The following is a 15,585-nucleotide window of genomic DNA, read 5'->3' as shown; positions in this document are numbered from 1 at the left end:
TTAGAACCTAGGAGCATACACAAGTATGTGACTAGGGCTAACGCATGAAGCCAACACCGCGACAGTGCAAAATATGACGCGTATTCGTTATTTTTGGATAAGATAACGAATAGTCGGCCCATCTTGCTGAATATCCAACACCGTATAACCGTAGTTTTTCGCATCTAGAGGAATATTATTAATCGACTGCGGGCAGTCACTTACCACTTCTAATATTTCGCCTTTTTTCAACGATGGCATTGCTTCTAGTGTTGCTACTGCTGGATATGGGCAAGGTTCTCCGACCATATCTAAACGATAATCAGGGATAATGTCTTTATTACTCATATTACCTCCACGGATACATTAGATGCTTTTTGAGAACGTTTACGGAAAAAATGTTTTTCCCAGACCAACATCAACACAAATGCTACCGCTAATAATCCATAAGTGACTAGCAATCCACCTTCTGGTCCAAAGGTTTCAAGTAAATTAACTTTGTCAAAATCAGTCGCCAACCAAGGACCTAAATCATCCCAGTAATAAGCCAGCACCGTAGCACCAATGATATTACCAAAACCTACCCACCAATAATGGACTTGGCCCTCGACCGCGCGGTACATCCAGCCCGTTTCACAACCACCAGCAAGCACAATACCGAAGCCAAACAGTAATCCACCAATCACTGCATTCGGCCCAGCCCATAAAATTTTTGGCGTTGCGCCTAACTGTACATAGCTGAAGATACCAATTGCACTGACTGCCATACCAATAATGATAGCTTTGGCCATATGTGTGCGTCCGGTGATCCACAGATCACGGAATGCGGAGGTAAAACAAATTTGCGCTCTTTCAATCAGTAGCCCGAAGCCAATACCACATAAGATAGCAAAACCCATCACAGGGGAGTCTAATAAAGTATAAAAACCCCAAGCTAGTGCTAATGTGAAAATCACCATTCCTAGTTTAAAGCGTCTTTTCGCCACATTATGATTTTGTGTTAACGGCGATGCGGTGCTGACTTTTTTCAGTTTCACAGGGATGCGAAACATTGGCATTAGTGTAAATTTCGCACCAAAATATGACCCTGCCGCAGTAGCAACAGCAAAGTACCACGCGTGTAATGAGAATTGAGGGATCCCAGTAAAGAATGCGGCTAAATTACACCCCATTGCCAAACGAGCACCAAATCCAGCGATAATACCACCCAAAATAGCTTGAAAAATACGGATACGGTGCTGAGGCATTCGTAATTTAATATTATTTGCCCATAACGCAGCGGCAAAACACCCAGCAAACATACCAATAATCATCACACCATCAATGCGATCCAATGGTGTACCTTCAAAACCAATAACTTTGAAATAGCCCCATGTCTCTGGTTCAGCGCCAAATAATTGCATGATGTGCCCGCCCCAACGCGTAAACTCACCCGTAACTGCCCAAAACGTGCCAGTCAAGCCAAAATAATAGGTTGATAAGATACCTGCGGCAATAACTGCAGGTAATGGTTTCCAAAAACCGATGAGATAGCGAGATTTAAAATCAGACCAAGTCATTGTTACTTCCAATTCATTCACGCCAGACCTTGGCAGAGAAACTCGCCGTTGTATAATTATCGTTATAAGTATTTATATCGATCCCCACAGCGAAGTGGCAACATCATACTCCGATAAATTTTTTCGTGAAGTTATTTCATCATAAAACGAGAGGCAAATTGATCTCGAGCACAGCCAGATTTAAAGAGATAGTTAGGAATAAAAAAAAAGCGCTATCTCAATGATAACGCTGGAAGTGTAGTCTTATTTTATCTATAGAAGAGTATAATATGAAATTGCCGTATTACGGCGACGCTTGCTATGCGTAGTCTGTAGTCAGCCCATTTGACTCCAGTAATAACACTTATATCACGGTCTAAATACATTTACTTAGCTGAGCTAACTGTTAAGTAATTATATCTATTTTTAATGTTAAGACCTAAATATTCACTAACTTTGTATGATTCCCAAATTAGTGTTGGCCTTATTAATTCCCTAGCATAAGTAAATTATAAAAATAGATAACTCAGTATAATAAAGTATTTAAAAGTGTTTCTAAATGTTATTGATTGCATTATAGCGCAACACTTTTGTTGCGCAAGTGTTTTTTCATTTTCATGATAAGATACAGAAGAAAACACAAAATCAATTCAAATCAAAAGGATACAGCAAAAACATAAGAATGAGGCAAAATATTTAACCTATAGTTAAGATATTACAAACAATTTACATTTTTTATAAAAAAGAATTCATTTCAAATTTAAAAATAAATTTAATATTAATTAAATATATAAATTAGCTTTAAAAATATATTCCCTGGAATAATAAAGATTTTTGAACATTAAAAAAATTAACATATTTTTCATTATAATTTATTAGTAGTATTTACGTAATTAAGATTCATCAACCTAAAAATTAAAAATAAAAACAACCAGACCTATGATAAACAATCATTTTTTGACCAATCTCTCTTTTATTAAATAACCTCCCTATTAATAAGGGAATATACAAAAATAGATTAAAAATAATACTTATATAAATCCTTATTGGTAACATGGTTTATTTTTAATAAAGTTTTACATCATTATTGCATTGTCATTGATAAAATAACCAGAATTAATAGGTCATTTAACTCGTATTTATAAATTAAAAAACTAAGAAAATGAATCAATATGACTAATGAGTAGGTAGAAAAAAAGGTAATATCAATAGAAATTACTATGATAAGAAAGGAAAAACACATAATAATTCATTATAAAAATTAATGAAAATATTTATTACTTATCGGGAATACAAGCGAAAACATCCAAAATAGAGTAAAAAAATGGGAACAATGGTCAAGCTACCTTATCAAATTGCGAATAAAAAGCGTCAAATAAGAATAAAATTCTTTAAAAAAAAATTAATTAGATAAATAAATGCGCTTGGATTTTCACAAATAGCACCTAAGGGAGGTTAGTAAGACACGAACTTATCTTAGGGGTATGGTTAGATCATAAAAAAACGCGTTTTACCCTTAATGATAAAACGCGTTTATATGGCTTAATCAGCTTATTTTGAGGATGATGTCGCTTCCATTCCCACTAAACCAATCTTCAAGTACCCTGATTGACGCAATGCATTCATTACATCCATCATAGTTTCATAATCAACACTCTTGTCCGCTTGGAAAAAGATTGTTGTTTCCTTATTGGAACTCGTTGCTTGGTCAAGTGTAGAAGCAAGCTGTTCCTTTGTCACAGCTTGGTCACCAATAAAAAGCTGGCTATCCGATTTAACCGTTAGAAATACAGGTTTTTCAGGACGCGGCTGCGGCTTCGCTGTCGAGGCGGGTAAGTCGACTTTAATATCAACTGTTGCCAATGGTGCCGCAACCATAAAGATAATCAATAAAACCAACATAACATCGATAAAAGGTGTTACGTTAATTTCATGCATTTCACCGCTATCGTCTTGTTCGTCACCTAAACGCATTGCCATAATAATTACCTTGCTTTGCTATTTGCCAGATCAAGATCACGCCCCAGTAACAATGCGGACTGAGCAGCGACATCCCCTACTTGACCACGATAGTTGTTGATCATACGGGCAAAAATATTATAAATCACAACCGCAGGGATAGCGGCAATAAGACCAATTGCTGTCGCTAATAATGCTTCTGCAATACCAGGGGCAACAACAGCGAGGTTAGTCGTTTGCGAGTGGGCAATCCCGATAAAACTGTTCATGATCCCCCAGACCGTCCCAAATAGACCGACAAATGGAGAAATCGCACCAATAGTCGCCAAATAGCCATTACCACGCCCCATATAACGGCTAATCGCAGCAACAGCTCTTTCTAAACGGAATGATGTGCGCTCTTTTGTGCCTGATAAATCAGAGCTATTGGCTGATAAAGCCCGCTCAGTAACAGCTTCATTTAATAACATACGTGTAATGCTATTTGCTTTGAAGCCTTCTGCGATACTGACCGCCTCATCAAGTGACTTCACCTCAGCAATCGCTTTTGCTTCTGCTTTTAAGCGGCGACGAGCGACTAATATTTCCAAACCTTTTGAGAAAAATAGAGCCCATGTAATGACAGAAGCAATCACCAAGCCAATCATAACGGTTTTAACCACGTTATCTGCATTTTGGTACATTCCCCAAACAGATAAGTCTTGATCAAAACCCCCTGTCGGTGCTTCTGTTGCAATTTCAATATTTTCATTAACAACTGTTGTGTTCACGGCTTCGCCTTGCGCAGGCTCAGCAGGTACTGATGCAACTTCAGCACTTGGTGTCGTTGTTGTTGGTTCGGCTGAATTTACTGCCGGTTGTGTTGATGGTGTGTTTTGAGACGCAGCTGGTGTTGTTGCAGGTGTGGTTTCAGCGACTGCAGTACCCATCAAGCCGAACGCCAATAGAATAGAAGCTGTTAGTTTACGCATCAGTTGGCCTTTACTCTCTTTTTAGTGTTGTATAATAAAATTCATATCGATGATTGTGCCATTCATCGACTAACCTTTAAAAGCGAAATTTGACTCGCGCTGTCCGTCTCTTTTCAAAAAGACGGTGCTGATGATATCAAACACAGCGCGAATTGATAGTAATTATCATTAGTATTCGCGATTTTTTTATATTTTTTTGCGTTTAGACAAACATGCCCTTTTCTATTATGCGGTTATTTTTCTTAATAATTCACAGCTCAATTAAGTGTTCGTACTTAACTTTACAAAATAAAACTCACCTACGATTTGAAAGTTGAAGAATACTCAAGTTACATTTCTATCAGGATCATTTAACGTCTTAGTATAAATCACCTTTGAATTTAGCCAGTTCACACTCTGTGTAGGGAAAAATCATGGCAGAAATAAAACCTGAAACACAATTAGTCCATATTGGTCGGAACCCTAAGTACACACAAAAAGGGGTAAATCCCGTAATTCAGAGAGCATCATCTATTATTTTTGATACGCTCGAAGAGAAACGTCATGCAACTCGCCATCGTGCAAATAGCGTATTATTTTATGGGCGTCGTGGTACGCAAACTCATTTCGCTTTTCAAGAGGCCATGACAGAATTAGAATCAGGTGCTGGATGCGTCCTTTACCCATCAGGCGCAGCAGCTATCACAAATGCCATTTTGTCGTTTATTTCTGCTGGCGAACATATCCTTGTTACAGGCTCAGCTTATGACCCAACTCAAAATTTTTGCGACAATATTCTCACTAAGTTAAATATCCAAACCACGTATTTTGATCCACTCATCGGAACGGGTATCGCTGATTTAATTCAGCCTAATACGCGTATTGTATTCTTAGAGTCCCCCGGTTCTATCACCATGGAAGTTCATGATTTACCGACAATCGTAAAGACAATACGTGCGAAATCCCCTGAAATTGTGATTATGATTGATAACACTTGGGCTGCTGGTGTTTTACTTAAACCTTTATTATTTGATGTTGACGTATCAATCCAATCAGCAACTAAATATATCAATGGCCATTCCGACGGTATGCTCGGCCTTGCTGTGGCAAACCAACGCTGTATTGAAACATTGCGCGAAAATTCATATCTCTTAGGCCAAACGGCTGATCCAGACACCGTTTATATGGCTAATCGAGGACTACATACATTGCCGACTCGCTTAAAGCAGCATCAAATTAATAGCTTACAAGTCGCTAACTGGTTACAACAACGCCCTGAAGTTGAACAGGTATTTCACCCTGCACTAGAGAATTCACCTGGCCATGAATTCTTTATCCGTGATTTTACAGGTGCTAATGGCCTTTTCTCTTTCCAACTAAAATCACGCTTAACCACTGAGCAATTTACCGCTTTTCTTGATAATTTTAATCATTTTAAAATGGGTTATTCATGGGGTGGTTTTGAGTCGCTAATTTTGGGATACCAAAAAGAAGATTTACTCAATATGCGGCAGTATGATTTTTCACCAAAAGAAGGAACCTTCTTCCGAGTGCATATAGGCCTAGAGCACACCGATGATTTAATTCACGACTTACAATTAGCTTTCGAAAGAATTTAAATTAAAAATCAATATATTAATTGCAGGAGCTGCGTTAAATGTTTCCTGCAATTTTTTCACTAAATGATTAATTCTTCAAACAAATCAAACTTGAACCCTTTTTTTCCTGTAATATAGATAATAAAGAAATTCGCTTTTACGCAGATACAGGAATGATTATGGAAGTCCTACGCGAAATCGTACTGGCACTTTGGCACCACGATTTCCTTAAACTCTCCAACCCTGAAGTGCTTTGGGTTATTTATACCGTACTTTTTGTTGTCATTGTTTTAGAAAATGGCGTCCTTCCCGCCGCTTTCTTACCCGGTGATACCTTGTTGATCCTTTCTGGTGCATTAATTGCCAAAGGGGTTTTGCACTTTATACCCACGATATTATTGCTAACAACCGCAGCCAGTTTAGGTTGCTGGCTGGGCTTTCTGCAAGGCCGATGGTTAAGTGAAACTAAGGTTGTGAAGCGCTGGTTAGCACAAATCCCTGAGGAATATCACACCAAAGCAAACAATATGTTTAATAAGCAAGGTTTATACGCGCTACTTATAGGGCGCTTTCTTGCATTTGTCAGAACGATATTACCTTTGCTTGCTGGGTTATCTGAGTTAAGCCACCGCCGTTTCCAGTTTTTTAACTGGTTAAGTGGTTTGTTATGGGTTGGCTTGATTGTCACCTTAGGGTATGCCCTAAACCAAATTCCTTTTGTGAAAGAACACGAGCAAATTGTGATTAGTGCGCTGATGATTATCCCAGTTATCCTACTGATTAGTGGCCTAATTGGCTCAATTGTAATGTACTGGAAACACCGCAAAGCACTCTCGAGTAGCAAAGAGAAATCATAATATGACCGAGAAATGGCCGCTAGTCAGCGGCCATTTAGTTTATTCAGTCATCAAACTACTAATAGCAGAAAATAAGTACTGACCAATTTCTGCAGTCATCCATGTCCCTTGAGAAATTTTGGGATCTTCACGATAAATAGCCCGAATTCTCTCTTGTAGCTCAGGATCTCCCCCCGTAAACTGGTTGAACATCGTTAACCATGTTTGTGCTAATTGTTGTACTTCAGGTGAATCTGGGGATTTTTGGGCTTTTAATGCATTATATAAACCCGCAATTAACTCAGGCCACACCTGCCCTGAAGCAAAATAATGTTGCTGAACAAAAGCAAATTGCTCCGCGGTTAAATGGGGTTTAAACAGTGATAATTGGTATTCACTAAAACCCTCTGCAACAAATTGGATCATTGCGACAGAAATGCCTGATGAATAAGCTAACGTGTTATCCGATAAATGAATTTGATTCAGTCGCGCAAAGAAATCAGGGTTTCCTCCGGTATCTCTTTCTAACGCTGTCATCCATTCATGTGCAATTTGTTGCACCTCTGTAGATTGAGGTGTTGCACCTTGTTCCATCAGCTTGCTTACCGTTGCTACTCGCTGTTGCCACTCTTGGTTTTTCAGCGTATGAGCCGTATATAATGGCAATTGTTCCAATTCTTGAGGGGTAAAATATTTATCAAACATCGACATCATCTCCAATACAGAAAACCAATCAGCCTGAGTTAAAGTATTCCCCGTTTGCATTTGCCTGTGTAATTGCTCTAATCGATTACGTAATGTCGCCATTTGCTCCATTTGTTCCGTTAATAATGCAATTCGCTCTTGCAGCAAACTCGTCATATCTCCACTCTGGCCATCCAGTAATTCACCGATGTTTTTCAGTTTGACTCCAACTTGCCGTAACAATTGAATTTGCGTTAAACGCTCTATGCATTGCATGTTGTAAAGCCGATAACCTGCATCGGTTCTTGCAGTTGGTACCAATAAGCCAATTTCTTCATAATGATGAAGTGTACGGATGGTTAATCCTGTTTTTTCCGCGATCTCTCCAACTTGAAATAGCATATGTTCCTCCTGTAATTGCGACTAAGGTTAGTGCCTCACGTTACGTGAGAGTCAATCACCACTTTGTACTTTTTATTAAAATTCCATCTTATCCATTATATCAGCAGACAATTTCTCTCTCGTCAGGAGATGGCTTTATAGAATAGCAATAAAAAAGCCCCAGTAGATTGAATACTGAGGCTTATATAGATAACGTTAAATTATTACTTAATTAATGCATGCATTTCTTGTACAGAGATTACCGTATCGGTTGGGTCTGCACTGAGCGACATCGTAGTGGCAAACCCACCATTCAACGTCGTGTCATAGTGGACTTTATAACGCAATGCACTGCGACGAATTAATTTTGAGTCTTCAATGGCTTGACGCCCTGCGGTGGTATTCACAATGTAATCATATTCACCATTCTTAATTCTATCTTGAATGTGTGGACGACCTTCATGAACTTTATTGACGAGGCGTGGGTTAATACCAGCCTCTCCTAACACAATCGCAGTGCCGTGAGTAGCATCCAGCTCAAAGCCGTGTTTTAACAGCTTAGCAGCTAAATCAACCACGCGAGTTTTATCTCCCTCACGAACAGATAACAGTGCACGGCCTGATTTTTTCATCGTCGAGCTACTGCCTAACATCGCTTTAGCAAAAGCTTCAGCAAATGTCCGGCCGACGCCCATTACTTCGCCTGTTGAACGCATTTCAGGCCCAAGAATTGGGTCAACACCAGGGAATTTATTGAATGGCAATACCACCTCTTTCACAGAGTAATATGGTGGAATAACCTCTTCCGTCACCCCTTGCTGTGCCAAGGTTTGCCCTACCATCACACGCGCTGCAACTTTCGCTAATGGCACACCCGTTGCTTTAGAGACAAAAGGCACAGTCCTTGCCGCACGTGGATTGACTTCAATTAAGTAAACTTCATTATTTTTGACTGCAAACTGCACGTTCATCAAGCCACGCACACGTAACTCAAAGGCAAGGTTACGAACTTGTTCACGCATTACATCTTGGATTTCTTGGCTAAGCGTATAAGCAGGTAGAGAACATGCGGAGTCACCAGAGTGCACACCTGCTTGCTCAATGTGTTCCATGATACCGCCGATCAGTACCATCTCACCGTCACAAATCGCATCTACGTCAACTTCAACCGCATCGTCTAGGAAACGGTCAAGTAGCACTGGCGCATCGTTAGAGACACTTACCGCGGTTTGGAAATAGCGACGTAAATCGATTTCGTCATATACAATTTCCATTGCTCGGCCACCTAGCACATAGGATGGACGAACAACCAGTGGGTAGCCAATAACAGCTGCTTTTTCAACGGCTTGCTCAATCGCTGTGACAGTTGCGTTCTGTGGTTGCTTCAAGTTCAAGCGATTAACGGCCTGCTGGAAACGTTCACGATCTTCTGCGCGGTCGATGGCATCTGGGCTCGTACCAATAACAGGAACACCGGCAGCCTCCAACGCTCTCGCTAATTTCAATGGTGTTTGACCACCATATTGCACAATCACGCCTTTTGGCTGCTCGATACGTACAATTTCAAGTACGTCTTCAAGGGTGACAGGTTCGAAATAGAGACGATCTGACGTGTCATAGTCAGTTGAAACGGTTTCAGGATTACAGTTGACCATAATGGTTTCATAGCCGTCTTCGCGTAACGCTAAAGATGCATGCACGCAGCAATAGTCAAATTCAATCCCTTGCCCAATCCGGTTTGGCCCACCGCCTAATACCATCACCTTCGGTTTAGCATTATTTGGGTTTGACTCGCACTCATCTTCATAAGTGGAATACATATAAGCCGTATCTGTTGCAAATTCTGCCGCACAGGTATCAACACGTTTATATACAGGATGTAAATCATAGCCTTGACGTAATTTACGCAGTTCTGCTTCAGAAACCCCGACTAGACTAGCTAAACGGGCATCTGCAAAACCTTTTCGTTTGAGTACACGTAAGAAGTCTTTGGTCAGGCCATTGATACCTAATTCAGCCACTTCTTCTTCTAAACGTACCAGTTCTTCGATTTGCACTAAGAACCAGCGGTCAATATTGGTTAAATTGAAAACACCATCAACAGAAAGCCCCGCACGGAATGCATCCGCAATAAACCAAATACGCTCTCCACCAGCATCTTTTAATTCACGACGGATACGAGTCAGAGCTTCAGGGTCCTCTTGGGCTACTTTCGGGTCAAAGCCTGTTGCGCCCACTTCTAACCCACGTAACGCTTTTTGCATTGATTCTTGGAATGTGCGACCGATAGCCATCACTTCGCCAACCGATTTCATTTGCGTTGTGAGTCGGTCATTCGTGCCCGCAAATTTTTCAAAGTTAAAGCGCGGAATTTTTGTCACAACATAGTCAATGGAAGGTTCAAATGATGCAGGAGTACGGCCACCAGTGATATCATTCATTAACTCATCAAGGGTATAGCCCACGGCTAATTTTGCCGCAATCTTTGCAATTGGGAAGCCGGTTGCTTTAGAGGCAAGCGCTGATGAACGCGAAACCCGCGGGTTCATTTCAATAACAATTAAGCGCCCATCTTTAGGGTTTACCGCAAATTGAACGTTAGAGCCACCTGTTTCAACGCCGATTTCACGCAATACTGCCATCGATGCGTCACGCATGATTTGGTATTCTTTATCAGTCAGTGTTTGAGCGGGTGCTACGGTGATAGAGTCACCTGTGTGGATCCCCATGGCATCGAAGTTTTCAATGGAACAAACGATAATACAGTTGTCTTTTTTATCGCGGACAACTTCCATTTCGTATTCTTTCCAACCAATCAGCGATTCATCTATCAATAATTCGTTAGTCGGGGATAAATCTAAACCGCGAGTACAAATTTCTTCAAACTCTTCGCGATTATAGGCGATACCGCCACCGGTACCTCCCATCGTAAATGATGGGCGAATAATACAGGGAAAGCCTACCGCATCGGCAACAGCAAATGCTTCTTCCATATTATGTGCGATACCTGAGCGTGCAGTGCCCAAGCCGATTTTTTTCATTGCTTTATCAAAACGTTGGCGATCTTCTGCTTTATCTATTGCATCAGCAGTCGCCCCAATCATGGTGACACCGAACTCGGCTAAAACGCCTTTACGCTCTAATTCAAGCGCACAGTTCAATGCGGTTTGCCCCCCCATGGTCGGTAATACTGCATCTGGGCGCTCTTTTTCAATAATTTTACGCACAACTTCCCAGTGAATCGGCTCGATGTAAGTTGCATCCGCCATTTCTGGGTCTGTCATAATAGTCGCTGGGTTCGAGTTAACTAAGATTACGCGGTAACCTTCTTCACGCAGTGCTTTACACGCTTGGGCACCTGAATAGTCAAATTCACATGCTTGGCCAATCACAATTGGGCCGGCACCTAAAATCAGAATGCTTTTTATATCAGTACGTTTTGCCATTTTTTTGCTCCCGATTATTGTGCGTTTTGACGAGGTGTGTTTTGACGGTATTCATTAATTAATTCAATGAAATGGTCGAATAAATTTGCCGCATCATGTGGCCCTGAGCTTGCTTCTGGGTGGCCTTGAAAACTAAATGCTGGTTTATCCGTACGGTGAATACCTTGCAATGTTCCATCAAACAGTGACTTGTGAGTCACGCGCAGTGTGTCGGGAAGTGTCGATTCATCAACCGCAAAACCATGGTTTTGCGCCGTGATCATCACCACATCTTTGTCTAAATCTTTAACTGGATGGTTAGCACCATGATGGCCAAACTTCATTTTCATGGTATTAGCACCGCTGGCCAAAGCGAGTAATTGGTGCCCTAAACAAATACCAAATACTGGGATTTCTGTGGTTAAGAATGTTTCAATTGCCTTGATTGCATAATCACAAGGAGCCGGGTCACCAGGGCCATTCGATAAGAAAATACCATCGGGGTTCATCGCCAATACGGTTTCTGCTGGTGTAGTTGCTGGCACCACCGTTAAACGGCAACCACGGTCAACTAACATACGTAAGATATTACGCTTTGCACCGAAGTCATAAGCAACAACATGTAGAGGGAGTTCTTCCGCCGTTTTCGCGCCTTGCTGGCCATTTTCCAGCGTCCATGAACCTTGGGACCAGTTATAAATCTCTTTAGTGCAGACTTCTTTTGCCAAGTCCAACCCATTCAAACCTGAAAAACTACGCGCTTTTTCCAATGCGAGTGCAACATCAGGGTTATCACCCGCAATGATACAACCGTTTTGAGCGCCTTTTTCTCTCAGTAAACGTGTTAATTTACGTGTATCGATATCCGCAATCGCCACGACATTATGGCGTTTTAGATATTCGGATAACCCTTCTTGCCCGCGGAAGTTACTGTAAACCAATGGTAAGTCACGAATGATTAAGCCTTGTGCATGAACATTTGGGGATTCTTCGTCATCAGCATTAGTGCCGACATTACCAATATGGGGATAAGTGAGAGTAACAATTTGGCGGGAATAGGAAGGGTCTGTAATTATTTCTTGATATCCGGTCATCGACGTGTTGAAAACGACTTCTCCAACTGCAGCGCCTTCTGCACCGATAGCACGCCCGTGGAATTGGGTTCCGTCTTCCAGAACCAATATAGCTGACTTAATCAAAACACCCTCCGGAGAATAATAAATCACGTTTTTTGCATATTAATTCAGATTTTGCGATCTAAATCAATGCCAAAATGAGTTTTTAAGCAAATTTTTGGCAAATTGCGCGCATTCTAATGATGAGATAGGGTCTTGTCTAGAAAAAAATGCATTTTTTTCACTTTTATCTTACTTTTTTACTTAACTACCTCACTTTTAGTTGGATGAGTAGTATAAATAGCAGTAAATATGAATAAGTAAACGGTTGCAAAGCAAGATAACTAGTTTATTGATAATAACCCAGCTAAAAGAAGGAAGAAAGGATAATTAACGAGCAAAACAGAAGATAAAAACCATTAAGATATCAATTAATATCAATCTGAATAAAAATAATTCAGATCGATATTATAATAATAAGAAACTAATTTTAATCGTATAATTTTAAAGAAAAAAATAAAAGATAAAAACTACAAATCATCCAGATTTAGCACATCTTTCATATCATATAACCCATTATTTTTAGCACAAACCCACCCTGAAGCTTTTATTGCACCATTTGCAAAGGTCATACGGCTAGAGGCTTTATGGCTAATTTCAACTCGCTCCCCAATATCTGCAAACATTGCGGTATGTTCACCCACAATATCCCCAGCACGGATAGTTGCAAAGCCAATAGTTCCAGGTTCTCGTTCCCCGGTGTAACCTTCACGGGTATATACCGCACACTCTTTTAAGTCTTTCCCAAGTGCACTAGCAATAGACTCTCCCATAGCCAAAGCCGTACCTGATGGCGCATCCACTTTATGGCGGTGATGTGCTTCAACAATTTCAATATCAGTGTAATTTCCCATCACTTTTGCTGCTTTTTCCAGTAATTTCAGCACCACATTGACACCAACACTGAAATTTGCCGCAAAGACAATAGGAATAGATTTCGCAGCTTCGGCAATGGCTTGCTTACCTTGCTCATCAAACCCTGTCGTTCCAATTACCATGGCTTTTTGGTTTGCTTTACAAAATGCAAGATAGTGTAAAGTCCCTTCTGGGCGCGTGAAATCAATGACAACATCAAAATCATTAACAACCTGATTAAGTGAATCAACAATGGCAATACCTAGCTTACCGATACCTGCGAGCTCCCCTGCATCAGTCCCGATAAGTGATGAGCCCTCGCGCTCAATCGCGGCACCTAATTGAATTCCATCTTGTTGTTGCGCGGCTTGAATTAGCTGGCGCCCCATACGCCCACCGGCACCAACTATTGCGACTCGTACCATTGAATTTGCCATGGCTTATCCTTTTTTAATTAATGCAAATCGATAAATTTGAACTGTTGTTTAGGATAAAAAAACTATTTTTACCCATAGTTAAGAAATGATTGTGATACAGATTAACTATCCTGCCCCCATTCTGCTAGCAAAAATGCATCGTTATTAACAAAAGCGTAGAGAACACGAGGATTATCAGTAAAAGTTTTAATGGAAAGAAACGATGAAAGGGACTATATGAACTGATAGGTTACAACAGCCGCTAAGGAATAAATCATAAAGCGGCTGTTCCTATAATTGAAATCAAATGATTAATTAATCTCTTTAACCTCAACCCTTAATTCCTTAGGGACCTCAAAGACGATATTTTCTTCACGCCCTTGCAATTCAACAACAGAATCAGCCCCTAATTCTTTAAGTCTATCAATAACTTGCCTAACTAGAATATCTGGAGCAGATGCCCCTGCTGTTAAGCCGATAATATTTTTATCCGCTAACCATTCCGTTTTAATATCTTCCGCACCATCAATTAAATAGGCAGGTTTTTGCATACGCGAAGCTAACTCCGCAAGACGATTTGAGTTTGATGAGTTTTTAGAACCGACGACTAAAACAACGTCAGCGCGTTCTGCAAGCTCTCTCGCTGCTTCTTGGCGGTTAGTCGTTGCATAACAAATATCGTCTTTACGGGGCCCAACGATACTTGGAAAGCGAGATGTCAGCGCATCAATGACATCAGAAGTATCATCAACAGAAAGCGTTGTTTGTGTCATGAAAGAGAGATTATTTTCATCTTTCACTTTCAGTTTCCAAACATCTTCTGGGCTTTCAACAAGATACATCCCACCTTCAGGGTTGCTATATTGCCCCATCGTACCTTCGACCTCTGGATGCCCAGCGTGGCCAATTAAAATAGCCTCTTTGCCTTTACGGCTAGCGCGTGCAACTTCCATATGAACTTTCGTAACCAAAGGACAAGTCGCATCAAATAACATGGTGAGATCGCGAGAGCGAGCTTCTTGACGAATAGCTTGGGAAACGCCATGCGCAGAAAAAATCAAAATAGACCCATCTGGTACTTCTGAGATTTCCTCAATAAAGATAGCACCACGTTGACGTAAATCATCAACAACATAACGGTTATGAACCACTTCGTGACGAACGTAAATCGGAGCACCATATATTTCTAACGCCCTTTCTACGATGCTAATTGCGCGGTCTACGCCTGCACAAAACCCACGAGGGTTAGCCATTAATATTTGCATTGTGATTCTCCAATTGCGGGTCTACTTCAAGCACTTCGATATCAAAACTAATCTGCTGCTCTGCGAGAGGGTGATTAAAATCAATAGTAATCGACTCACCTTCAATTGATTTTACTACACCTGGCATTTCACTGCCATTCATCGCCGTAAATAGCATTATCGTACCAATTTCAGGAATGCCTGTTTCTATAAAATCACGCAATGAAAAATATTGAACTAAGTCAGGGTTATGTTTCCCGAAAACAGTATCTCCGGGCAGTGAAAAACTTTTCTTTTCACCTTCATTAAGTCCAATCAATTGGGCTTCAAGTTCTGGCGATAAGGAGTCATTCCCTAAAACAAATAACGCAGGCTTTCCTTGTGCGTGCGAGGAGTCAGCCGTAGAGCCATCTTCCAATTTCAATGTGAAATGCAGTAAAACAGAGCTCTGTGCCTGTATTTGAGTAGACATAAACCAAACCTATTTATCATAAAATTCAGCCCAGAAAATCTGGGCTGTGAGTTATTACATTCTAACCTAGTAC

General features: G+C 40.7%; 12 protein-coding genes. 2 read left to right on the top strand and 10 right to left on the bottom strand.

Annotated elements, in window-relative coordinates:
- Positions 1 to 87: 87 nt before the first annotated feature.
- From yedF to exbB, 4 genes are all read right to left on the bottom strand, one after another.
- Complete coding sequence (gene yedF, locus P3L40_RS03480; RefSeq protein WP_004905598.1) at positions 88 to 327, bottom strand: sulfurtransferase-like selenium metabolism protein YedF; 240 nt, start codon at positions 325 to 327, stop codon at positions 88 to 90.
- Positions 324 to 1,538: a selenium metabolism membrane protein YedE/FdhT gene (gene yedE / locus P3L40_RS03475; protein ID WP_004905600.1), complete on the bottom strand. Its 1,215-nt coding sequence runs from the start codon at positions 1,536 to 1,538 to the stop codon at positions 324 to 326. The genes yedF and yedE overlap by 4 nt, the downstream gene beginning before the upstream one ends.
- A gap of 1,530 nt (positions 1,539 to 3,068) precedes the next feature.
- Positions 3,069 to 3,497 (bottom strand): TonB system transport protein ExbD, encoded by a 429-nt coding sequence (gene exbD, locus P3L40_RS03470; protein ID WP_094961939.1) that lies wholly within the window; start codon positions 3,495 to 3,497, stop codon positions 3,069 to 3,071.
- Positions 3,498 to 3,502: 5 nt separating this feature from the next.
- Positions 3,503 to 4,447: a tonB-system energizer ExbB gene (exbB, locus tag P3L40_RS03465; RefSeq protein WP_136134518.1), complete on the bottom strand. Its 945-nt coding sequence runs from the start codon at positions 4,445 to 4,447 to the stop codon at positions 3,503 to 3,505.
- Positions 4,448 to 4,860: 413 nt separating this feature from the next.
- On the opposite strand from exbB, the gene metC reads away from it, so the two are divergent.
- Together metC and P3L40_RS03455 are read left to right on the top strand one after the other, a co-directional pair.
- Entirely contained in the window at positions 4,861 to 6,045 is a 1,185-nt protein-coding gene (metC, locus tag P3L40_RS03460; RefSeq protein ID WP_110592413.1) for a cystathionine beta-lyase, read from the top strand.
- A 158-nt stretch (positions 6,046 to 6,203) separates the two neighbouring features.
- Complete coding sequence (locus P3L40_RS03455; protein ID WP_004905610.1) at positions 6,204 to 6,881, top strand: DedA family protein; 678 nt, start codon at positions 6,204 to 6,206, stop codon at positions 6,879 to 6,881.
- Between the two features lie 39 nt (positions 6,882 to 6,920).
- Here the strand turns inward: P3L40_RS03455 and P3L40_RS03450 are convergent, their stop codons facing one another.
- The 6 genes from P3L40_RS03450 to fkpB form a co-directional block, all read right to left on the bottom strand.
- Positions 6,921 to 7,946: a MerR family transcriptional regulator gene (locus P3L40_RS03450; RefSeq protein ID WP_004905612.1), complete on the bottom strand. Its 1,026-nt coding sequence runs from the start codon at positions 7,944 to 7,946 to the stop codon at positions 6,921 to 6,923.
- Between the two features lie 203 nt (positions 7,947 to 8,149).
- A complete protein-coding gene (gene carB, locus P3L40_RS03445; protein ID WP_004905617.1) occupies positions 8,150 to 11,371 on the bottom strand; it encodes a carbamoyl-phosphate synthase large subunit in 3,222 nt (1,073 codons plus the stop codon).
- A 14-nt stretch (positions 11,372 to 11,385) separates the two neighbouring features.
- Entirely contained in the window at positions 11,386 to 12,549 is a 1,164-nt protein-coding gene (gene carA, locus P3L40_RS03440) for a glutamine-hydrolyzing carbamoyl-phosphate synthase small subunit (protein ID WP_153673989.1), read from the bottom strand.
- 446 nt (positions 12,550 to 12,995) lie between these two features.
- Positions 12,996 to 13,817 (bottom strand): 4-hydroxy-tetrahydrodipicolinate reductase, encoded by an 822-nt coding sequence (dapB, locus tag P3L40_RS03435; protein WP_094961936.1) that lies wholly within the window; start codon positions 13,815 to 13,817, stop codon positions 12,996 to 12,998.
- Between the two features lie 290 nt (positions 13,818 to 14,107).
- Positions 14,108 to 15,061 carry a 4-hydroxy-3-methylbut-2-enyl diphosphate reductase gene (gene ispH, locus P3L40_RS03430; protein WP_004905626.1) on the bottom strand — a complete coding sequence of 318 codons (954 nt, stop codon included), beginning with the start codon at positions 15,059 to 15,061 and terminating at the stop codon, positions 14,108 to 14,110.
- Positions 15,042 to 15,512, bottom strand: a complete 471-nt coding sequence (fkpB, locus tag P3L40_RS03425; RefSeq protein WP_004905629.1) for an FKBP-type peptidyl-prolyl cis-trans isomerase — start codon at positions 15,510 to 15,512, stop codon at positions 15,042 to 15,044. Before fkpB ends, ispH begins: the two co-directional genes overlap by 20 nt.
- Positions 15,513 to 15,585: the final 73 nt, after the last annotated feature.

This window comes from Providencia sp. PROV040 (assembly GCF_032706145.1).
In the GTDB taxonomy this organism is placed as follows: domain Bacteria; phylum Pseudomonadota; class Gammaproteobacteria; order Enterobacterales; family Enterobacteriaceae; genus Providencia; species Providencia hangzhouensis.
The sequence above is the reverse complement of the archived record's forward strand: the minus strand, read 5'-3'. Positions and strand labels throughout refer to the sequence as shown.